15 protein-coding genes, 1 tRNA gene and 1 other RNA gene are annotated in these 22938 nt (G+C 55.2%); 9 read left to right on the top strand and 8 right to left on the bottom strand.

Going from position 1 to position 22938, the window contains the following annotated elements; genetic code table 11:
- The first annotated feature begins 126 nt into the window (after positions 1–126).
- Positions 127–1410, top strand: coding sequence for an O-acetylhomoserine aminocarboxypropyltransferase/cysteine synthase family protein (locus B5D39_RS02715; protein ID WP_078788844.1), 1284 nt, complete (start codon positions 127–129; stop codon positions 1408–1410).
- A gap of 55 nt (positions 1411–1465) precedes the next feature.
- Positions 1466–2311 (top strand): carotenoid biosynthesis protein, encoded by an 846-nt coding sequence (locus tag B5D39_RS02710; protein WP_078788843.1) that lies wholly within the window; start codon positions 1466–1468, stop codon positions 2309–2311.
- Positions 2312–2333: 22 nt separating this feature from the next.
- On the opposite strand, the gene B5D39_RS02705 is transcribed toward B5D39_RS02710, so the two are convergent.
- The 6 genes from B5D39_RS02705 to B5D39_RS02680 form a co-directional block, all read right to left on the bottom strand.
- On the bottom strand, positions 2334–3635 hold the full coding sequence (locus B5D39_RS02705) for a sensor histidine kinase (RefSeq protein ID WP_078788842.1): 1302 nt from the start codon (positions 3633–3635) through the stop codon (positions 2334–2336).
- A gap of 11 nt (positions 3636–3646) precedes the next feature.
- Entirely contained in the window at positions 3647–4033 is a 387-nt protein-coding gene (locus B5D39_RS02700) for a response regulator (protein ID WP_078788841.1), read from the bottom strand.
- Positions 4005–6266, bottom strand: a complete 2262-nt coding sequence (locus tag B5D39_RS02695) for a PAS domain S-box protein (protein WP_078788840.1) — start codon at positions 6264–6266, stop codon at positions 4005–4007. The genes B5D39_RS02700 and B5D39_RS02695 overlap by 29 nt, the downstream gene beginning before the upstream one ends.
- A 24-nt stretch (positions 6267–6290) precedes the next feature.
- The gene (locus tag B5D39_RS02690; RefSeq protein WP_078788839.1) at positions 6291–7343 is read right to left on the bottom strand and encodes a sugar ABC transporter substrate-binding protein; all 1053 of its coding nucleotides are present in this window, start codon (positions 7341–7343) and stop codon (positions 6291–6293) included.
- 1 nt (position 7344) lies between these two features.
- Positions 7345–8736, bottom strand: coding sequence for a HAMP domain-containing protein (locus B5D39_RS02685; protein WP_139366649.1), 1392 nt, complete (start codon positions 8734–8736; stop codon positions 7345–7347).
- 178 nt (positions 8737–8914) lie between these two features.
- Positions 8915–9676, bottom strand: coding sequence for a phosphorylase family protein (locus tag B5D39_RS02680; protein WP_161947409.1), 762 nt, complete (start codon positions 9674–9676; stop codon positions 8915–8917).
- Between the two features lie 96 nt (positions 9677–9772).
- On the opposite strand from B5D39_RS02680, the gene B5D39_RS02675 reads away from it, so the two are divergent.
- Positions 9773–9863 (top strand) — tRNA-Ser (locus tag B5D39_RS02675).
- Between the two features lie 81 nt (positions 9864–9944).
- Positions 9945–12311, top strand: coding sequence for a fatty acid cis/trans isomerase (locus tag B5D39_RS02670; RefSeq protein ID WP_078788836.1), 2367 nt, complete (start codon positions 9945–9947; stop codon positions 12309–12311).
- Positions 12312–12313: 2 nt separating this feature from the next.
- Here B5D39_RS02670 and B5D39_RS02665 read toward each other — a convergent pair whose 3' ends face one another.
- Positions 12314–14332, bottom strand: a complete 2019-nt coding sequence (locus B5D39_RS02665) for a site-specific recombinase (protein ID WP_078788835.1) — start codon at positions 14330–14332, stop codon at positions 12314–12316.
- The gene (locus tag B5D39_RS02660) at positions 14332–15954 is read right to left on the bottom strand and encodes a mechanosensitive ion channel family protein (RefSeq protein ID WP_078788834.1); all 1623 of its coding nucleotides are present in this window, start codon (positions 15952–15954) and stop codon (positions 14332–14334) included. Before B5D39_RS02660 ends, B5D39_RS02665 begins: the two co-directional genes overlap by 1 nt.
- Before the next feature lie 186 nt (positions 15955–16140).
- Between B5D39_RS02660 and ffs the strand changes: the two genes are divergently transcribed.
- The 5 genes from ffs to nifJ all read left to right on the top strand — a co-directional run bounded on the left by ffs (position 16141) and on the right by nifJ (position 22691).
- An RNA gene (ffs, locus tag B5D39_RS02655) (signal recognition particle sRNA small type) lies at positions 16141–16239 on the top strand.
- Between the two features lie 52 nt (positions 16240–16291).
- Positions 16292–17965, top strand: coding sequence for a DNA polymerase III subunit gamma/tau (gene dnaX, locus B5D39_RS02650; RefSeq protein ID WP_078788833.1), 1674 nt, complete (start codon positions 16292–16294; stop codon positions 17963–17965).
- A 51-nt stretch (positions 17966–18016) separates the two neighbouring features.
- Positions 18017–18331, top strand: coding sequence for a YbaB/EbfC family nucleoid-associated protein (locus B5D39_RS02645; protein WP_078788832.1), 315 nt, complete (start codon positions 18017–18019; stop codon positions 18329–18331).
- 134 nt (positions 18332–18465) lie between these two features.
- Entirely contained in the window at positions 18466–19059 is a 594-nt protein-coding gene (recR, locus tag B5D39_RS02640; RefSeq protein WP_078788831.1) for a recombination mediator RecR, read from the top strand.
- Positions 19060–19109: 50 nt separating this feature from the next.
- Positions 19110–22691 (top strand): pyruvate:ferredoxin (flavodoxin) oxidoreductase, encoded by a 3582-nt coding sequence (gene nifJ / locus B5D39_RS02635; RefSeq protein WP_078788830.1) that lies wholly within the window; start codon positions 19110–19112, stop codon positions 22689–22691.
- Positions 22692–22938 lie beyond the last annotated feature (247 nt).

Genomic DNA, 22938 nt, shown 5'->3' with positions numbered 1-22938 from the left:
CTGATGCTATTCTCTATACAACAACAGTCAGATGGGCGTTGTAATAGTTCTGTAAAAGCGTTGTTCTTGACCGGAGCGGTCGGATACTTCATAATGCGAAACATCTCTTTGTAAGGAGGCTATCGAATGGACAAGAACTGGAAGCTGGAAACCCTGGCAATTCAGGGCGGATACGAACCAAAGGCTGGTGAAGCGCGGATCGTGCCGATTGTGCAAAGCACCACCTTTAAATATGACAGCGCTGATTATGTGGCAAAGCTGTTTGATCTGGAGGCACCAGGCTTTTTTTACACCCGGCTGGGTAATCCCACTGCTGATGCCTTTGAGCAGAAAATCGCCCAGATGGAGGGAGGCGTGGCAGCCCTGGCCACCTCATCCGGTCAGGCAGCCATCAGTCTGGCTATCCTGAATATCTGTCAGGCTGGACAGCATATTGTCTCTGCCAGCACACTGTATGGCGGTACCTATAACCTGTTTTCAGCCACCCTGCCTAAATTCGGGATAGAGGTTACCTTTGTGAACCCTGATGCCTCGGCAGAAGAGATTGCTGCCGCCTTCCGGCCCACCACCCGGGCCCTGTATGCCGAAACCATCGGTAACCCCGGTATGAATGTGCTGGATTTTGAGAAGTTCAGCAGTGTGGCCAAGGCGCAACAGGTACCGCTGATTATTGACAACACCATGGCAACCCCCTACCTCTGCCGTCCCTTTGAATTGGGGGCCAACATCATTGTTCATTCAGCCACCAAGTATATTGATGGCCATGCCACCAGCGTAGGCGGTGTGATTGTGGATGGTGGCAACTTTAACTGGGATAATGGTAAGTTCCCTGAGCTGGTGGAGCCGGATACCAGCTACCATGGCATGCAGTATGTTAAGACCTTTGGCCCGGCAGCCTATGTCATCAAGGCGCGGGTTCAGCTGATGCGGGATCTGGGGGCCACGGTGGCGCCGATGAATGCCTTCCTGTTCAACCTGGGGCTGCACACCCTGCCGCTGCGGATGCAGCGCCATAGTGAGAATGCCTTGGCGCTGGCAAAACACCTGGAATCCCATCCCTTTGTGTCATGGGCCTGCTACCCTGGGCTGGCCAGTCACCCCAGCCATGCCCGGGCACAGAAATACCTGCCCAAGGGTGCCAGCGGTGTGCTGACCTTTGGCATCAAGGGTGGGGCAGCAGCAGGCAAGAAGTTTATGGAGGCCTGCAAGTTGATCGCCTTGGTGGTGCATGTGGGAGATGCCCGTTCCTGCGTACTGCATCCGGCCAGCACTACCCACCGCCAGCTGACCGAAGAGCAGCAGCTTTCTTCCGGGGTCAGCCCGGATCTGATCCGCCTGTCGGTGGGGATTGAGCATATTGATGATCTAATTGCGGATGTGGATCAGGCCCTGGCAATCAGCCAAAAATAACTATCTTACCTAAGGGGTGCAGTTGGCTGCGCCCCTGTTTTCGTACAGGATTCCCATGCTCGACATCGCCATCGGCACCTTCACCATGCGTCCCTATGTGTTCGCCTTTTTTGCTGCGTTTCTGTTGGCCTGCGTCCCCCATGTGGGCTGGAAAAAGACCCTGACCTTCACCGGGGTGGGCTATCTGATCGCGTTTATCTCTGAGAAGCTGTCCATCACCACCGGTATCCCCTACGGTTGGTACTACTACATAGACACCACCAAGACCAAAGAGCTCTGGATCTGGGGGGTGCCGTTCTTTGACTCGCTCTCCTACGTCTTTCTGACCTACTGCAGCTACACCACCGCCCTGCTGATTCTGTCCCCCCTGGCGACCCGTGGTTCAGACCTGATCACCCTGGAGACCCGTACTATCCGCAGCTCATGGGCAGCCCTGGTACTGGGTGCGTTCCTGCAGACTTTTCTGGATATTATCATTGATCCGGTGGCACTACAGGGCAGCCGCTGGTTTCTAGGGCAGATCTACGGTTACAAAGAGGTGGGGGTGCATTTCGGAGTGCCGCTGTCCAACTACATCGGCTGGCTCTTGACCAGCTTTGTGCTGGTGGCTGCCTTTCAGTGGGTTGATCGCAGGCAGGAGACGGAAACTCCGCGTGGCATCTTCATGATGCCATTCAGATCACTGCTGGGGCCGATTCTGTACCTTTCCGTGTTGCTGTTTAACTGGGGGGTGACACTCTGGATTGGTGAGAAGCTGCTGGCCATGACCGGCATCTTCATCTTTACTCTGCCGATTGTATTGGTAACCGTACTGGCCCTGCAGCGGGTCAACCGTTACCGCGAAGAGGAGCTGCGGGAGCATCTCAAGGATTACCCCTGGTCACCGCTGGGCAGGTGGTAGCCGAGCAGGTTTGTTCTACAGGTTAAGCAACCGAACCAGATTCAAGCGGCAATTCAATGGTGACTTCTGCGCCTTCAACGGTGTTGGCAATTGAAATTTTGCCTCCCATATGCTTTTCAATAATCATCTTGGACATGTACAGTCCCATACCGGCACCCTGTGACTTGAACTTGCTGGTAAAGTACGGGTCAAAAATCTTATCCAGTATCTCTGATGGGATACCGCCACCATTGTCTTTGATCGTTACCCGTGCAAACCCGTCTGCAGGTGAACAGACGATTTCAACAAATGGAGCCACAGACTGGCGCAGAAGAATCGCTTCCTTTGCATTCTGGATGACGTTCAAGAGCACCTGGGAAAACTCTTTTTTAAACCCATGCACAGCTAAATCGTGATCCTTAACCAACCTAAGGGTAATACCACGGGATTCCAGGTCTTCCTTGATCAGGGTGGTTGATTCCGCGATGGCATGATACAGATCAAAGGATTGGCGACCGGAGTCCGGCTGATAAAACGCGCAGAAATTATCAATGGTTTTTGACATATACATCAGGATGTTGATGCACTCGCCCACATACTCACTGCATGAGACTTTTGTAAGCGCACCATCGTCGAATTCGGCCTGCAGGTTTTGAACAATCAACGAGACATTGTTAAGTGGCTGTCGCCACTGATGGGCTATGTTACTGAGCATTTCACCCATGGCCGTAAGTCGTGCCTGATACGCCAGAATGCGATCCTTGGCCTGATTTTTTTGTACTTCCTGGGCAACCCGCTGTTCCAGCTCAATATTCAGGCGGCGTAACTCCTCTTCAGCCTGCTTGCGCAAGGCCAATGCATCTTCCAGTTCCCTGACCTTTTCCTCTAACTTGGTAGCCACAATCTGGCTGTACTCGCGCAGGTACTGTTCGTCACTCTCATCAATAGCTGGATGAGCAGGCATTTTTTGCCGTGCCTCCCAGGCCTGCATAATGCTGCAGGTCTTTTCCCATAGTTCTGCCGGTTCTGTCGGTTTATTGATAAAGGCCTCTGCCCCGAGGGAAAGGGCCAGTTCGTGTTCTTTTTCGCCGGTGTAGGTTGATGAGTAGAAAATAAAGGGGATCACGCGCAGTTCGGGGTCCCGTTTAAGCGCCCGCAGCAGTTGAAAACCGTCCATGCGGGGCATCAGGGCATCGGATATGATGACATCAGGCCTATGACGGTAAGCCAGCTCAAGTCCTTCCTGCCCGTCCACTGCCTCAATAACAGTACAGAGGTAGTGTTCAAGGGTAATGCGCAACATTTTTCGGGCGCAGGTGTCATCTTCAACAATCAGGACATTCATCGCTATCCCTCTCAATCGGCTGCTGTCTGTTCCGTTATGCCAAGTAGAACGTGGATCTTGTCCAGGATAGTCAATGGATCAATCGGCTTTTCAAAATAACCGGTGCATCCGGCTGCAAGCACCTGATCCATATCCCCGGCCATGGCATAGGAGGTGATGGCGATAATTGGAATGCTGCCGTTGGCGCCACTTTTACGAATGCGACGGGTGGCTTCAAGGCCGTCGATATCGGGCAGGTTGATATCCATTATAATGAAGAAAGGGCGTTCGGCTATGGCCAGCTCCACCCCTTTTTCGCCGGTTTCAGCAGCAATCACTTCGTAGCCGTGGCGCCGCAGGGCATAGCTGATCAGCCGCAGGTTATCACTGTTATCCTCTACTACCAGTACCTTTTTCATATATACGCTCCGGAATCCTCAACGTGAAGGTACTCCCCGTGCCTACAGTGCTTGTGCATAGTATATCACCGCCCAGTACTTCCACAACCAGCTTTCTGGTCAGATACAGACCCAGTCCAGTGCCTGGCGTAACGGTTTTCAGCAGTGACGTGATCCGTACAAACGGCTTAAAGAGCTGCTGAATATCCTCCTCGGCAATGCCGATGCCGGTATCCTGAACAGCGATCACAACCGGTCCGGTTGCCATAAACTGTGCCGTAACGGTGATCCCGCCCTGCTCAGTAAATTTCACGGCGTTACTCAGCAGATTGATAACACATTGCAATAACCTGCGCCGGTCAGTACAGACCGGGCGATGATCTATGTTCAGGTGCAGATCCAGCTGTTTTTCACGGAGATCTTTTTCCAGATACTGAACCGCTTCCATCAACAGGTCATACAGATCAAACTCTTCCAGACGTACTTCAATCCTGCCTGCCTCAATCTTGGAAACGTCGATTACATCATTGATCAGGCTCAGCAGATGTTTCCCTGAACGCTGGATGGTATCAAGATTTTCCTTCTGTTCAGGATTGACCGGACCAAGCCATTCATCACGGATAATACTGGAAAAACCGATGATCGAATTAAGCGGTGTCCGCAGCTCATGGCTCATGGAGGCGATGAACATGGATTTCAGCTGATCCAGGTCATGCAATTTTGCATTGGCCTGTTCGAGCTCCTCAGTCTTTTGGTTCAGGTCGTCCACAATATTTATCAGGGCCTGCTGGTTGTCCTGCAGCTCGCGGCTCCGCTCCATCAGTTCTGCTGTGCGTTGTTGTACCCGCTGTTCAAGTTCGTCATTCAGCTTTCTGATCTGCTCCTCCGCCTGTTTGCGTTCGGTAATGTCCAGGTTGGTGCCGATCATGCGCAGTGGTTTGCCGTCTGGATCCCTGAAAGTTTTAGACGCAGCCTGGATAAGCCTGACGGTGCCGTCCGGTCGAACAATCCGAAATTCCGGGGCATATTCCTTTTCTCCGAGAAGTGCAGCCTGGATGGCGTCGCTGGTCAAGTGCGTGTCGTCGGGGTGGATGCAGCGGAACCAGGCTTCGTAAGCGCCGCTAAAATCCTCGCGCCGGAGGCCGTAGAGGCGGTACATGCTCTCATCCCAGACCAGGCTATCGGTGACGAGATCCCAGTCCCAGATTCCTATTCCAGAGCTCTGGGTAGCAAGCTGGAGGCGTTCCTCACTTTCACGGAGGGTGTCTTCGGCCTGTTTGCGTTCCGATACATCTGTTGAGATGCCGCAAAGTCCGTAGGTGGTGCCACTGCTATCCCGCACCGCAACCTTGGTGCCGTGATAATGGCGCAGCTCACCTCCAACCAGGGCCTGCTCTTCAATCGTTAACGGAGTATCTGAATTTATGACCAGCTGATCGTTTGCCATAGACTGGCGTGCAGTTTCCTCCGGGAACAGTTCAAGATCGGTCTTACCTTTGACGTTATCGCCGCTGGTGCAAAAAAGTTCGCGCCAGGCCTTGTTAACGAACTGATAGCGTCCCTCGCGGTCTTTCACGTAGATCAAGGCCGGAGAGTTATCGAGGATGGCCTGCAACTGCATGGCCAGTTCCTTGACTGCCGAGCCAAAATGTCTGCTGAGCAGCAGGATGATAAAGACGGCCACGCAGGAGAGCAGCACGGTTATCAGCAGCATGCCGATGATGCCGGATTGTTGGTCCTGGCGTGTCTTGTCAACATTAACCACCAACCGGATGACGCCGGCGATATCGGCATCAATGCCACCGCCATAGGGCAGCACAATGATCTTTACCGTTGCACCACGTGCGGTTGTGCGTTCACTGACCACCGTTGTCTTGCCGGCAAGAGATGTTTTAAGCATGGCAAGGTCTTCGCCGTTTACCGCTCTGCCATTATGGGAGGGATCGCTGTGCGCAATGATCCGGCCGTCGGTTGATTCAACAGAAACAGCGTCGATCTCAGGGGTTTTGGCCTTGATTTCCTCAACAAAAAGGCGGGCATGATAGGTGCCGGAGAAGCTGACCTTGCTGACTGATTCGCCAATGATCCTGGCCAGCGCTCCGGCCAGCCGGTCTTCTTCCCGGGATTGCAGCCTGATGAACAGGTAGCTTGATACGCTGGTGACCAGCAGCATCAGCACCAGGGTCAAGGCACCGAAGCTGAAGGCAAGTTTTCTGTCTACCCGGTCGATGATCGGGTTACGTGAGGTGGTCATGGGACGGCCTTTTTTCTGATCGTATTACGGTTTCACAACGCGCATAACACCGCGCCATTGCGGTACAGGACTTTTCCAGGGTTTGGTAAAGGCCGGGGGGATCGGCCCCATCCAGCCGGGATACTGTTTTAGGGTTTCTTTGGTAATCGGGAATACCGGCACCAGCGCATGGTAGGGGGCCTTTTCGTTGTTAAGCAGCGCATAGCCCGCCTTGAGCGCCTCAGCGCCAAGGGGTCCGCAGAACTGGGCTGAGTCGATCACTGTCAGTCGACCTTCCCGGATGTTTTTGACTGAGGCAGGATCACCGTCGATAGTGGCTACCATGATCTCGTTTCTACCGGCCTTGGCCAGCTTGTCCACCACCGCCAGCCCACCGCCGTCGTTAACCGTAAAGACCACGTCAATGGAGCCACGGGCCGGGAAATCCTTCAGGATACATGCACCGGCCTTTGTCCCGCCAACCGGTTCAACAGCGGTGTATGACTTCAGTACCCGGTATTTTTGCCCGGCCTGCTCCAGAGCCTCCAGAAAACCGTTGACCCGCTCCACCGTGGAGGAGACATGGGGGTATTCCACCAGCACCACGCGCAGTTCCTTTGTCTTGGGGAATTTTGCGGCGATATACTCGCCGTCCAGATAGCCGGCTTGGTAATTGTCAGAGGTCCGGTAGGCCGCCAGGGTGCCGCCGCTGATATACTGATCATAGGCAACCACCTTGATCCCGGCCTGGTTGGCCAGACGCAACGGTTCGGCCAGAGCTGCGTTGTCGGTGGGTTGCACAATCAGCAGATCCACTTTGGCTCGGATCAGCTCCTTCATCTGGCGGATCTGGTTTTCAATTCCGTTTGCGCCATCCCCGGCAGTCCGTATCACCAGCTTGACAGTCGGTCTGTTCTTAGCCGTTGCCTGGGCATTTATCTTGTTGGCCTCAGCCTCAAGTCCCCTGCTCATGGCCACCTGGCCGGGGATGTTGCTGGACCAGTACAACACGCCGATGCGGTACTCTTTGGCCCATGCGCTACCTGCCGTTAGCATTACCGCCAGTGCAATGAGGGTCAGCAATCTGATTATATGCATCTTAAAGGCTCCTTTCAGATGCTGTTGTCATTTTTTCTAATGCCTTGATCTGCTCCTTCAATTCAGCCATCCGCCGTTCCCTGCCCGCAAAGATTTTGTTCATCCGTTGCAGCTCTTCGTTTTTATCAGCCAGTTCAGCGGTGCGCTGTAGTACCCGCTCTTCAAGCTCATCGTTCAGTGTAAGAAGCCCCTCTTCTGCCCGTTTGCGTGCAGTGATGTCGGCAAGTGAGACGATAACTTTGGCAAGTGACTCTTCATAGCCGGGGCAGACCGAGAAATAGACCGTCACGTATTGCGGGACGCCTGTAAGCGTCTTGACCACAGCATCCCACACCATTTCGGTCCCTCCGTTCCAGAGACAGATCAATTCCCGTCGGAAGGTCTCGAACGACTCCTGAGTAAAGGTATTGACTAAACCTGCTAACAGCTCTTCCTTGCTTGCTGCCCCGTGTAATGCCAAGGCAGCATGGTTTACATTGACGATCTTCGTCAGCTCCGCACACTGCTGCACCGCTTCCGGGTGCTGGTTGAAGTACTCATCGAGATCGGTGACTCCCTGTTGCTTCAGACGGTTGAAAAATTCCCGTACTCCGGAGAAATCTTCTTCCCAGATCGAGACCGGCGAGTTTTCAAAAACCAGACGGTAGCGCTCCTCACTGGTGCGCAGCTCGACATCCCGCGCATCCAGCCGATCCAGCATGGTGTTGAACTCCCGCGCCATGACGGCGGCCTCGTCATCCCCCGGTACTGAGGAGCGGACACTCCGGTTCCCGGAGCTGACTTCATCAATGGTCTGCTGGACAAGGTAAAGTCTGCTGGTAATCCGGCGGCCCATTAGCCAGGCGATCAGCGACCCGATGACGATGGTGGTCAGGGCATAGAAGATACCGTTTCTGGTGATCTCCGCCAGCTTTCTGCTTCCCTCCCTTTGGCCAACACCAACCCGGGCCCAACCGACCTGTCTGCTGCCGATCATGGCGGGGACCACGTTATCAACCAGGGCAGGAGTTTTTGAAAGTATGGTCTGCTGTGATGTCTTGGGCAGATCAAGCAGGTAAAGGCCGATGCGGGAACGGTCAGTATGGGCCAGAACCCTTCCTTCTGTATTCAGCAGCATGGCAAACTGAAGTTCGGGATAGTGGCGTTGCGCCTCTACCAGTTCCTGTAACCCTGCAAGGTCATTTGCTGCCAGCCAGCCAGCCGATGATGTGGCCAGAGTGGCGGATAGCGCAACCGCCTGTTCGGTCTGGCGCTCCAGCAACAGCGCCTTTTGCCGCATGGTCAGGTCGCCGACGAACAGGGTCATCATCAGGGCATGTACCACCGCTACACCGAAGATCAGCTGACGGCGCAGGGTTCCCAGGAAAAGTCCGTGCAGCTTCTGGAGGATCATATTGATTTCCACCGTACGCACCTCTTTTAAAGCCGAACAAAGCAGGTCAGTGTGGCGTGGCAGGTATCGCTTTATGTGCCAAGGTTGTAGGGAGAAGCGTACCGCAGTTTGGTGCTAATGCAAGCAAGTTATGCAGGGGAAAACAGGCAGAAATTGGTGCGGTCAAGCGGTACGCTGACTACAGCATCGGTAGGATCTGCTGCAGGGCGATACCAAGGTTTTTCCCGGCTTTGCCACTGTTGGCGGCCAAACGTGCCAGTTGGGGGATAATGCGTGGTTTTTTCAGGCAGGTGAATAATACGCGGGGAATACTGATTCGTAATTGTTCATCGGTCAGCTCATCCAGCGAAAAGCCCAGTTCTTCGGCAGCATCATCGCTGATGGCACGTATCCCTAAAAACGGGATCCCTGCGGCGGCAGCGGCCAAAGCAACGGCGGCACTCTCCATCTCCAGCACCGGGGTCGGCAGGTTTTCAGGCAGGGTTTCGGCACAGGCACTTTTGGTGACGATCCTTCCGGTGGTAATAAAGCTGCCCTGCCAGGTCCGTAACCCTCTGTGCTGCAGTTCAGCGGACAACCGTGCAGTGGTCAGTTCGCTCCCCGGCAGAGTCACTTCGTGCAGGCCGTTTTCGTTGTCGGTGAAGAGCTTCTTGCAGAGTATCAGATCGGCCACCTGGGCGCCGGGGCGAATGGCACCGCAGAATCCTGCAGACAACAGTATGCTTGGTCGGTCTGTGCCAATCAGCTGCCGTGCTGCGCGGGCGGCGGCAGCGGTTCCCATGCCGCCTTCAACTACGGTAACCTTACGCCCCTCCAGCAGACCCTGATAAAAAGGGGTGCCGTCCATCAGACGCCGCTTGACCTGCTGCAGCCGCTTGACCAAGGCAACCCGTTCCTCAGGCATTGCCACAATAATACCGATATGCTTGACCGTATCCATGCCGTGTACTGTACCCCTATTTGATGCCCCTGAAAAGCCCCTCATCAAAATTCTGGACAAACAGAGCCTATTCCTGTAAATAAAAAAGTTCTTCCTGGAGAGGTGTCCGAGTGGCTGAAGGAGCACGCCTGGAAAGTGTGTGTACGCTAATCCCGTACCCAGGGTTCAAATCCCTGCCTCTCCGCCATACTATTCAAAGGGCTACGCATGTACTGTCGTAGCCCTTTTTTTGTATCCATCACCCATCATGTTAAGGAGGACAGCTCGTATGCGTCCTGTCTCCCCGCTTTTTCGTTGTGCCCTGTTGTTACTGACCCTGGTTCTGGCGGGCTGCTTTGCCAAGCCGCTGCCGCCGGTGGTGATAACGCCCCCCACCCACCAGATTAACTACCAGAAAGAGGTCAAGCCGTTGCTGGATAAGCGTTGCACGGTTTGCCATTCCTGCTACAACTCGCCCTGTCAACTTAAGCTTGATTCTTTTGAGGGGCTTGACCGCGGTGCCTCAAAGCAGGCGGTGTATAACGCTTCCCGCCTGCATACCATGGAGCCGACCCGCCTGTTTATTGATGCCCAGACAACGGAACAGTGGAGAAAAAAACAGTTCTTCAGCGTCACCCAGAGTACGGTGTCCGGCAATTTGAATGATTCGCTGATGATCCAGATGCTGGCCCACAAGATCAAAAATCCCAAAAGCAGCGGTGAATACCGGTCTGAAGTTGATGATCTGACCTGTGCCAAGGATCAGGGCGAATTAGGCGGCTACCTTGCCAAGCACCCCAATCGCGGTATGCCGTTTGGTTTTCCGCCCCTGAAGCAGGATGAATTTAATCTGATTGCAGGCTGGCTGATGCAGGGGGCTACAGGACCGGACCAGGCGCAACAGTCAGCCCTAACCAGCCCCAAAGCAGCAGATGCCCGTGCCATAGGCCAGTGGGAGTCATTTCTGAATCAGGACGATGCCAAGCACGGCATGACCGCTCGCTATCTGTACGAACATCTCTTTCTGGCTCACCTGAAATTTGCTACCAGTACCAATGAGTTTTATGAGCTGGTCCGTTCCCGCACCGCACTTGGCAATCCGCTGGACCTGATCCCAAGCGTACGGCCCTACGATGATCCCGGTGTGCCACGGGTCTACTACCGTTTCAGAAAAATTCATGCAACCATCGTCCACAAGACCCATATGGTTGTTGAGCTGGATGATGCCCGAATGAAGCGGATTCAGGAACTGTTTATCCAGCCGGAGTGGTTGCAAACCCCACATCTGGTGGGCTACGAAGCACAGTTGAGCGCCAATCCGTTTCGCTCTTTTGAGCAGATTCCGCCCCGCTCCCGCTATCAGTTTCTGCTGGATAATGCCCAGTATATTATCATGACCTTTGTCCATGGTCCGGTCTGTAAGGGGCAAATCGCCCTGAACGTGATCAACGACCACTTCTGGGTGATGTTCATGGACCCTGACCATGATCTGGCGGTTACCTATCCCGGTTTTATCAGATTGCTTAACGACAACCTGCGGATGCCGATTGAGCAGGGCAGTAATATGGGGATCTTCTCGGCGGTTACGGATCGCTATAGTAAGGGGGCACTTACTTTTTACCAGGCGCGGCAGAATTTCTATGCAGCCCATCATTATGCCGGACAGGATTACAGTGCTATCTGGAAGGGCAATCAGGCCACTGATGCACCACTTTTGACGATTTACCGCCATTTTGATAATGCCACCGTACACAAAGGGGCGTTGGGCAACCTGCCCAAGACGCTCTGGGTGATTGACTATCCCCTGCTGGAGCGGATTTACTACGCATTGGTGGCCGGATTTGATGTCTATGGCAACGTTGCCCACCAGCTGTCATTACGATTGTACATGGATACGCTGCGGATGGAAGGAGAGAGCAGCTTTCTTGATTTCCTGCCAGCGGACAAACGGCAGGAGCTGATGCAGTCCTGGTATCTGGGGCTTGATCTGAAAAAAGTGGATTACTTTCCCTCGCCACGACCAGCGAAGATCACCTTTGCCACCAGTGACCCCAAGCGGGAATTTGTTGAGCATGTTGTGGACAAGCACCTGTTGCCGGCAACCGGTATCGGCTTTGATCCGATTAACTACCTGCGGGCCGGGGCCAGCTATCCAAAACTGCCGGAAAAATTCCGCACCATGGGTGACTATATGCGGGCCTTCCGCTCCCTTGCCCGGCCCGGCATGCCGTTTGTGGCGATGGTCAACGACTCCAACTCAAACCTTGCCTATCTGCGGATTCGACTTAACAACGGCAAAGATCTGGTTCATTCAATTGTGATCAACCGCTGGCATGATAACGTGGCCTTCCTGTTTGGCGAGGATGGCCGTCTGGACCCGACCAAGGATGATGCCGATTTTATCCCCGGCCTGATCGGTCCGTATCCCAACTACTTTTTTGATGTGACAGAGAATAATCTGCCGGATTTCTTTGATCTGCTGGCAAATTTCAAGGGGACACCGGAGGATCTGGCGAGACTTGGTAAATATGGGATCAACCGGGCTGATGAGCGTTTCTGGGATTCCTACGATTGGTTTCAAAAACGATTTGACAGTGAAAATACAACACATGGCGGTTTGTTGGATCTGAACCGGTACTATTATCAGGCCAATTAATATCAGGGGGTACGGGGCTCCTGGCGCGGCTCCACCGGCAGCATAAATTCCAGGGGATGGCTGAACAGACGGCGGCGTAGCGGCAAAAGAAGCGAACGGACAGAGCTGAATGGCACCCCCCGTGAGCGCATGGCCACCCAGAGCGCCAGGGAAAAGCTGACCAGCAGGTTGATCAGGCCGATCAGCATGACTCCGGCTACAGCTGAGAGCAGCAGGGATGGCTGCAGTATAAAATTGAATCTGGCCACAGCATACCCGATATTGGCTGCTGAAAAGGCGATGTGGCGGATATCCAGTGGCAGACCTAGCATTTGGCCAACCGCCGGGGTAACCCCCAGCATCAGGCCGAAAAACAGGTTGCCGGTCAGGCCGCCGGCATTGCTGCTGATATAGCTGCCGATCCGTCCGGCACCAGCTGCGCCGGTTAGCCGCTTAAGCCAGGGCAGCCGGGCAATCCTCGGGCCGACCTGGCTATGGGCTGACAGGTTGTCGATATAGCCGGAGATCAGGCCGGTTACAAACAACCAGATACCGGCGATGGCGGCATAGAAGAGCGAAAGTGTGGTAAACGGGTTCAGTTCCTGGGCCAGAGTATGGGCCTTTGCCGATGAGACCGGCTCATACTGCAGCAGGCCGACCACCAGGCCGATCAGCAATGCCAGCGGGAAGGCCACGCCAACATTACCCAGTACTGCTGCAAACTGGCTGCGGGCGGTGCTTATCATCAGCTCCAGCAGCCGCTCCTGATCCCGTAGCCGTCCCCTGGTTTGGGAGACGGTTGCGGCAATGGCAGCAGCGGTCATGGCCGGTTGTTTGGTGGCGATGGTAAAGTGCAGCAGATGCACCAGTAGAAAACCACCCCCATAGATCAGGCCGTTCAGCAACCCCTGGCTGAGGATCGGCAGATGCAGGCCAGCCCCTTTGATCTTCACCAGCGCCAGCAGGGCGATGATTACTCCTGCCCCGGCAGCGGCCCGCAGCATCCCCCACCACTCCTGCCGATCCGAGGCGATGTAGTGTTCTCCGGTCCGGGCGGCATTTTCTGTAACCAGTAGTGCCATCTGGCCGCTTAGATCGGCAAAATGCTTGCTCAGGCTGTTGCGCCGCAGCTCACCCAGCACCGCATCAGCCAGAAAAGCGCTCCAGCGTTCCACCACCAGGCTGTCCGGTACGGTCTGCACCCGGATCGCCAGCACCTCCACCAATAGCTCAAGCCGCTGCAGGTGCTGCTCAAGTCTGGTCAGCAGAAAGGTCAGCGACATGCTGGTGCCGGCCACGGCGGTTGCCTGCTGATGGGCACGACGTACTACCTCGTGGCATTGGTCAGTCAGCACCAACAGGTGCCGTTTGTCCTCTTCATTGGGGGAGGTCTCATCCTCAATCCGCAACGCCTCGACGGTGAACCAGGCCAGCTCTTCATGCAGTGCCAGAAACGGAGAACGGCTTGTCTTCAGCTGTGGCAGTACCCGCAGCAGTTCCGGTTCAAGCCCCATGGCGCAGATCCGGTGGGACAGTACCAGGCAGGCCTCGCTCAGCTGCTCCAGCATCCGTGGTGAAGGTGGTGTCAGCAGTTGCCAAAAGGCCAGTTGCTCTTCAAGGGGGATCGTGCTCAGCCAGACCCCGTCGCCTGGTCGATGAAACAGCAGTCGGATACAGTCCCGCAGCTCAGCAGGATCTGCCAGTTCCGGCAGGATGCGATGCACCAGCTTGCGATGCAGTTCAGAGAAAAAACCGGTGTTAGGCAGCAGGCCGGATTCGCTGTAAAGCGACAGCTGGCGGCGCTGGGCAAACAGCGTCAGCAGGGCGGTACGCAGACCATCGTGGTAGCGGGGGATAGTCAGTAGCTGCAACATCCTGCGCCAACGCTGCAACGCCTCTGCATGGTCCCGGCTACGCTCAGGCCGTATTGCATCAAACAGCTGCACCAGCAGCGGCAGTGGATCGTCAACCGCTACGGTCAGACGTTCCAGTGCCCGGCTGATGGCATCGACGTTGGTAAGCGGTACAAATGCCTGCGGCATTACGGTTCCGCTTTCTGGGCAGGTGCCTGATACCACTGCTCTTTGGGTACTATCTTCGCTTCAGGGGGATCTCCCAGATAGTGGGGCGACATGATCTGTACGCCATACTCGTTAAAGACATCCTGAATATTGGCATGCAGGGTGCTTAATACCTCGGCACGCTGGGTTGGTCCTGTCCGCAAAACCTGACAGGCCAGCCGGTATTCGGGGTAGTAGTCAGACAGGGCGGTCTGAAAGACACGGGGGCCGGGATCAGACTGTACACCGGGGGTGCGTGTTGCAGCCTCAATCAGCATGGCATGTACCTGGCGCCAGGGGGTGTCATAGCCGATGGTCACGCCGGTCTCCAGTATAAAGCCATCACCCACGGTGCGGGAGTAGTTGCGGGAGACATTGCCGAGGATCAGGGCATTGGGCAGGGTTAGTTCTTCACCAAGGCCGGTGCGGATCCGGGTGGTGAACAGCCCCAGCTCCATGACAGTGCCCTGGTGACCGGAGATCTGGACATACTCACCGGCCCGAATGGTGCGGGTGTACATCAGGATCAGGCCGCTGGCCGCCTGACCCACCAGGCTGGAAGCCCCCAACGAGACCATCAGGCCGATTAGTACCGAAAGCCCCTTGAACGCCTCAGTGCCGGAGCCGGGCAGGTAGGGATAGGCCATTACCAGGGCAAAGAGCCAGATACCGGCCGAGATCAGGCGACGGGTGGGGCTGACCGTGTCCTGGTCCAGCCAGGCCAGCTGCAGCTTGCCCTGCTCAACCCGCTCAAAGACGGTTTTCAGGAGGTCAATGATGAACTTGGCGATCAGGAAGATCAGGACTGCCACCAGCAGATCCGGTATGGTGCGGGCAATGGCGCCCCCAAAGCGGGCGATCAGATCAAGCAGATACTGGGTCAGTCGCTCTCCCCAGGGCCGGGTATAGGGAAACCGTCCCAGGGTAAAACCCAGCCAGTCGTAGAACAGAAACAGGACCAGTGCCCAGTATGCCAGTGTGACTGCCCGCCGCACCAGTTGCAGCAGTCGCTCGCGGTTCATCAGCGACTCGCCACCCACGCTGAGACGTTCTGCATGGGTATGGGCAAGACTGGCCAGGCGGAAGGTCAGCCATTTTCTGGCCCGGTGCAGCAGCCAGACCAGCAGCAGAAATGCCAGGGTGGCAGCCAGCACAAAGCCTGTTGCATGCATTAAGAGCTTCAGGTCGCGTGCTTCTCGGGTTTCCCGGACCACCAGTTCCAGGGCGGCTACGGCATTTTTGGCCGCCTGTTCCAGGGATTCCTGTTTCAGTGGGTCAGCATCTTCAGGCACCATGGTAAAGGCCAGTACCCCGTCCAGCATAATGGAAATCCCCTGGGGAATCTGCTGAGTGGTGACCTTGCCGCTGGTGCTGGAAGCCAGCATACGGCGCAATACCTCACTGGCCCGCTGTGCCCGCTCTCCAATCGGAACCCCCAGCAATGGAGCACGGAATTCAACCACCGGACGGTTGAAAACCACCACCGTAGCCGTGGTTTGTGCCGTCGGTTGATTGTCGGTTTGAGCCGCATGGGTCGCCACGGTAGAAGATAAGAACAGGCAGATAATCAGTAGTATGTGGGTTGATAGTGATTGATATGGCATGGGCTGGTCAGCCTCCATGGACGCAAAGTTGGCAGGAGTTTAACACAGCCCGGCAGCACTGCAAGTATGAACCGGCTGTTTGAAGCAGTGCTGATAGGTTGAACAGGTTTTGACAAAACCGTAGCGGTATGGTATGCAGACAACCTGCTCAATCCTCAGCATTTTCTGTTTGTGGACGGAGATGATAGCCGGGCCCTGCGCAACGGCAGGCTGTGAACTCCGCCAGGTCCGGAAGGAAGCAACGGCAGCGGCTGTCGCTGTGTGCCGCAGGTAAACCCGGCTATCATCTCCGTCCACAACTTATTTGTACTGCATGTCCACGTTCAGGAAGTCACCCGTGTCCTACGAAGTCCTTGCCCGCAAATATCGCCCACAAACCTTTGCCGGATTAACCGGTCAGGAGCATGTCAGCCGTACCCTGCAGAATGCCATTGATACCGGCCGGGTAGCCCATGCCTTTCTGTTCAGTGGTGCCCGGGGGGTTGGCAAGACCAGTACGGCCCGTATTCTGGCCAAGGCCCTTAACTGTGAGCAGGGTGTTTCGCTGGAGCCCTGCAATGTCTGTCCACAGTGCAAAGAGATCACTGACGGCAGCTCCACCGATGTCTTCGAGATTGACGGTGCCTCCAACACCGGTGTGGATGATGTCCGTGAACTGCGGGACAACAGCCGCTATCTCCCCTCCCACAGCCGCTACAAGATCTATATCATTGACGAAGTGCACATGCTCTCCACCAACGCCTTCAACGCCCTGTTGAAGACGCTGGAAGAACCGCCGCCCCACGTCAAGTTCATCTTTGCCACCACTGAACCGCACAAACTGCCGATTACCATCCTCTCCCGCTGCCAGCGTTTTGATTTCAAACGGGTGCCGCTGATCAAGATTGTTGGTCGTCTGCGCGAGATTGCTGATCAGGAAGGGATCGTCATCAGTGATGCCGCTCTGGCTCTGGTTGCCCGCAAGGGTGACGGCAGCATGCGGGATTCCATCACCTGTTTTGATCAGGTGCTGGCCTTCTGCGGCAATACCGTGGCTGATGAGGATGTGGCCACGCTGGTTGGGGTGGTGGATCGACGCCTTTTGGCAGAGCTTTCCAGCGCGGTCTTTGCTGGCAATACCCAGGGGGCGCTGGAAGGTGTGCGCCGGGTGGATGCCTTTGGCTATAATGTGCGCCAGTTTACCCAGGAATTGATCATCCATTTCCGCAATCTGCTGATTATCCGCTCGGTTCCCAAACCTGGCGAGATCCTTGATCTGGCAGAAGCAGAGCTTGAAGAGTTGCGACAGCAGGCCGGGGAACAGAGTGCTGCCGATATTCAGCGTCGCCTGACCCTGCTGGTTAAGGCTGAAGGTGAGATGGCCCACGCCTCGTTTCCGCGGTTGTTGCTGGAGATGGCCCTGCTGAAGATGGCGAACCTGCAACCGGTGCTGCCGATCCAACAGCTGCTTGATCGGATTAAACATCTGGAAACCGGCATTGCCCAGACGACCCCGGAGCTGTGGTCTGCCCCGGCTACGGCGCAGCAATCAACCCCCAGAAACATAGCTCCACCCCGTCAGGAAGCTGCTGCTGCGTCAGTTGCACCAGCACCGGTGGCACCTGCTGGTGGTGTTGGCGGGGGGTGGGAGCGTTTTGTCACCTTCTGCCTGGAGCAGAAACCTGCTTTAGGGGCACTGCTTGAGCATGGCTCACCCTTGGCCTATGCCCCGGATCGGATCGAGATCGGCTTTCCGGAAGGCTCCTACTATCTGACCAGCCTGCAGGATGTTGATAACAAAAAAGCGGTTGATGCACTGGCTGCCCTGTACATGCACCAGCCCACCGTGGTCAAGGTCGTGTCGATTACAGCGGCTGGCGATGGTGCATCCCCCTGTTCACTGGCTGAAAAAAAAAAGCATGATGAGGAGCAGCGACGGGACTCAATCCAGCGTGAAGTAAATGAGCACCCGGTGGTGCAAGAGGCATTACGGGTACTTGGTGGAGAGATCGTTGAAATTAAAGAGCTGTAATGCTGTGTAGCGTAACATCGTTTCAGATGACACCAAAGGAGGAGTTACACCATGTCTAAAGGTTTGGCAGGAATTATGAAGCAGGCCCAGATGATCCAGCAGAAGATGGCGAAACTGCAGGAAGAAGCAGCCCTGAAAGAGGCTTCTGCAACAGCTGGCGGTGGGGCTGTAACCGTTGTGGTGAACGGTAAGAATGAGATTAAATCACTGACCATCAAGCCTGAGGCGGTTGATCCCAATGATGTTGAGATGCTGCAGGATCTGATCATCGCAGCCGTAAACGAGGCATTAAAAACAGTACATGCCGAGCTGTCCGGAGAGATGTCAAAAATCACCGGCGGCATGAGTATTCCCGGCCTGTTCTAGTTATCCAGCTTTTACTCGTGCTGTAATTGAACTGGCTGATTTCAATGGAAACGTGCAGACGCGGGGCTCCCTTCGTCTGCATATTTTTAACCACACTATAATTATAAAAAATTGTTTTATCTGGCCATTATTCTATGCTACAACATGCCCCAACATTGACACGGCTGGTGGGAGAACTGAAGAAACTTCCCGGGATTGGCGAACGTACCGCCCTGCGCCTGGCATTTCATCTCCTTAAGTCACCCCAGAATCTTGGTTCCCTGGCAGAGGCGCTTGTTCAGGTCCAGGAGCGGGTGTGTGCCTGTTCTGTCTGTTTTGCACTGACTGAGCAGGACCCCTGTCCCATCTGCACCGGCAGCCGTGACAGCAGTGTGATCTGTGTGGTTGAGACCTCGCAGGATATGCTGGCTCTGGAACGGAGCAACGCCTATCACGGTAGCTACCATGTGCTGCAGGGGGCGATTTCGCCGTTACATGGCGTCAATCCTGATGATCTGCGGATCAAGGAACTTCTGACGCGGATTGAACAGGGCACGGTGGAGGAGGTGGTGATTGCCACCAACTTTACGGTGGAAGGTGAAACAACCGCCCTTTACCTGGCGCGACAGCTAAAGCCGCTGGGGGTCAGGGTCACCCGGCTGGCACACGGCATCCCGCTGGGCAGTGATATCGAATTTGTGGACCCTGCCACAGTGCAGTGGGCCATGAAGGGAAGAAGCGAACTTTAGATCCGTTCAGCATCGGACATTATCAGTACCACATCAACAGGAGGAGCAGCATGAGCAAGAAGATGGTCACCATCGACGGTAACACCGCCGCAGCCCACGTGGCCCACGCCACCAACGAAGTTATTGCCATTTACCCGATTACCCCGTCCTCGGTCATGGGTGAGATCTCCGACGCCAAAAGCGCCGTGGGTGAGAAGAACATTTGGGGCAACGTCCCGTCCGTGGTTGAGATGCAGTCAGAAGGCGGCGCAGCCGGTGCTGTGCACGGCGCCCTGCAGGCTGGCGCTCTGACCACCACCTTCACCGCCTCCCAGGGCCTCTTGCTGATGATCCCCAACATGTTCAAGATCGCCGGCGAGCTGACCTCCACCGTATTCCATGTCTCGGCTCGCGCCATCGCTGCCCAGGCACTGTCGATCTTCGGTGACCATTCCGACGTAATGTCCTGCCGCTCAACTGGCTGGGCCTTCCTCTGCTCCAACAACGTGCAAGAGGTTATGGACTTTGCCCTGATCGCCCAGTCCTCCACCCTGCGTGCCCGGCTTCCGTTCCTGCATTATTTTGATGGTTTCCGCACCTCCCACGAAATCCAGAAAGTGGTTGAGCTCTCCTTTGATGAGATGCGGGCCATGGTTGACGATAAGCTGATCGCTGAGCATAAGGCACGGGGCCTGAACCCTGACAAGCCGGTCATGCGTGGTACTGCCCAAAACCCGGACGTCTACTTCCAGGGTCGCGAGACCGTCAACCCCTTCTACCCTGTTTGCGAGAAGATTGTTCAGGAAGAGATGGACAAGTTTGGCAAGCTGACCGGCCGCAAGTACAAGCTGGTTGATTATGTTGGCGCCAAGGATGCCGAGCGTGTTGTGGTGGTGATGGGTTCCGGTGCTGATGTTGTTCAGGACACTGTTGAGAACCTGGCTAAAAAAGGTGAGAAGGTCGGCGTGGTGAAAATCCGTCTGTATCGCCCCTTCCCACTGGACGCCTTCATCAAGGCGTTGCCAAAGACCGTCAAAAAGATTGCTGTTCTGGATCGTACCAAAGAGCCTGGTTCACTGGGCGAACCGATCTATCTGGATGTTCGCACCGCCATCGGCGAGGCAATGGCTTCCGGCAAGCTGAAGATGAAGGGCTATCCGGTCATCGTTGGTGGTCGTTATGGTCTCGGTTCCAAAGAGTTCAACCCGGCCATGGCCAAGGCCGTGCTGGACAACCTGAAGTCAGCCAAGCCAAAGAACAAGTTTGTGGTTGGTATTGAGGAAGATGTCACCAATAGCAGCCTCAAGGTTGATTACTCCTTCACCAACCCGATGCCCGGCACCTATGAGGCGATGTTCTTCGGTCTCGGTTCCGACGGTACTGTTGGCGCCAACAAGAACTCCATCAAGATCATTGGTGAAGAAACCAATAACAACGCTCAGGCTTACTTTGTGTATGACTCCAAGAAGGCCGGTTCCATGACCACCTCGCACCTGCGTTTTGGTAAAAAGCCGATCCGCGCCCCGTACCTGGTGCAAGAGGCAGACTTTGTGGCCTGCCACAACTTCTCCTTCCTGGAGAAGTACGACATGCTGGCCAAAGCCAAGACCGGCGCAACTTTCCTGCTGAACGCCCCTTTCTCTGCGGAAGAGGTATGGGACACCATGCCGAAGGAAGTACAGCAGCAGATTATAGCCAAGAAACTCAAGTTCTACGTGATCGATGGCGTTAAGCTGGGCAATGAAATCGGCCTCGGACCCCGTATTAACGTGATCATGCAGACCGCGTTCTTCAAGATCTCCAATATCATTCCGCTGAAAGATGCGGTTGATTCCATCAAAGGCGCCATCAAGAAGTCCTATGGCAAGGCTGGCGAAAAAGTTCTGGAGATGAACTACAAGGCGGTTGATGCCGGCCTGAACAACTTCTATGAAGTAAAGGTACCGAGCAAGGCATCCAGCAAGCTGAAGATGGCTGCTGCTGTTTCCAGCAAGGCTCCTAAGTTCGTCAAGGATGTTACCGGTGTGATCGTGGCCGGTCTGGGCGACCAGCTGCCGGTGTCCAAGATGCCTGCTGATGGTACCTTCCCCACTGCAACTTCACAGTACGAGAAGCGCAACATCGCCACTGAAATCCCGGTTTGGGATGAGAAACTCTGTATCCAGTGCGGTATCTGCTCCTTTGTCTGCCCACACGCAGCAGTGCGGATGAAATCTTTTGACGGCAAACTGCTGAAGGATGCTCCCAAGACCTTCAAGTCTGCTGATTGCAAGATCAAGGGTCAGGAAGGCAAGAAGCTGACCGTACAGGTTGCACCGGAAGATTGTACCGGTTGCGGCGCCTGTGCCCACAACTGTCCTGCCAAGGACAAGACCAATGCAGAGCACAAGGCGCTGGATATGACCTTCCAGCCACCATTGCGTGCCTCTGAGGCAGAAAACTTCGATTTCTTCCTGAAGCTGCCTGATGTTGATGCAAGTACGCTCAAACTGGATACCCTCAGCAACAACCAGCTGGTCCGCCCGCTGTTCGAGTTCTCCGGTGCCTGTGCCGGTTGTGGCGAGACTCCGTACCTCAAGCTGTTGACCCAGCTGTTCGGCGATCGGATGATCGTTGCCAACGCAACCGGTTGCTCTTCCATCTACGGCGGCAACCTGCCTACCACCCCCTATGCACAGCGTGCTGATGGTCGTGGCCCGGCCTGGTCAAACTCCCTGTTTGAGGACAATGCCGAGTTTGGTTACGGTATGCGTCTGACCGTTGACCAGTTCACCAAGTCTGCCGGTGAGTATCTGGTAACCCTGTCTGAGAACAAGGCCTTTGCTGCCAATGCAAAGCTGTTCAAAGAGATCCTTGCTGCTGATCAATCCACCCAGGCAGGCATCGAAGCCCAGCGTGGCCGGGTTGAGAAGCTGAAGGCAGCCATCAAAGGCAGTAAAGATGCCACTGCCAAGCTGCTGGCACCGATTGCTGATTATCTGGTTAAGAAATCAGTCTGGTGTATCGGTGGTGACGGCTGGGCATACGATATCGGTTTCGGTGGTCTGGACCATGTCATCGCTTCCGGCAAGAACATCAACCTGTTTGTTCTGGATACCGAAGTCTACTCCAACACCGGCGGCCAGGCTTCCAAGTCCACCCCGATCGGTGCAGTAGCCCAGTTTGCTGCTGGCGGTAAAGGGATGGCCAAGAAAGACCTGGGCATGATCGCCATGTCCTACGGTTCGGTCTATGTGGCCACCGTAGCACTGTCCAACCCAGCTCAGTGCGTTAAGGCCATGCTTGAGGCCGAGGCCTTTGATGGTCCGTCACTGATCATTGCCTACTCCCACTGTATCGCCCACGGCATTGATATGACTGCCGGTGTTGATGCCCAGAAGAAGGCCGTACAGTCTGGCTACTGGCCGCTGTACCGCTACAATCCTGCCCTGGCAGCCGAGTGTAAAAACCCGCTGCAACTGGACAGCAAGGCCCCAACCATCAGCTTCGAAGAGTACACCAATAACGAAAACCGTTACCGGATGCTCAAGAAGGCCAACCCCAAAGGGGCAGAGGCAATGATGAAGAAGGCCGGTGAGTGGTCCAAGGCACACCTTGCCTACTACCAGAAGCTGGCAGCACTCAGCTTCGAAGACAGCTGCGAGAAGAAGTAGTCTCCACAGTGGCAATAAGGTAAGTACGACAAAAGGCCTTCCGGTAATGGGGGGCCTTTTGTTTTGCGTGAGTGTATTGAAGCAATCACGGACATACCAAGCTACCACGCAAGGTGGCCTGTCCCTATTACGGCCATACCATCTACCGCAAAACCAGAGGTGCATTCATAGTAACCAAACTGGAGGGGAGCTCATTATGCTACGCAAATGATAATGCGCTCTGCGGAGACTAGAATTGGTAAGTTTA

Source organism: Trichlorobacter thiogenes (assembly GCF_900167465.1).
GTDB lineage: Bacteria > Desulfobacterota > Desulfuromonadia > Geobacterales > Pseudopelobacteraceae > Trichlorobacter > Trichlorobacter thiogenes.
Note: the sequence above shows the minus strand (reverse complement) of the source record. Positions and strands in the feature narration are given on the sequence as shown.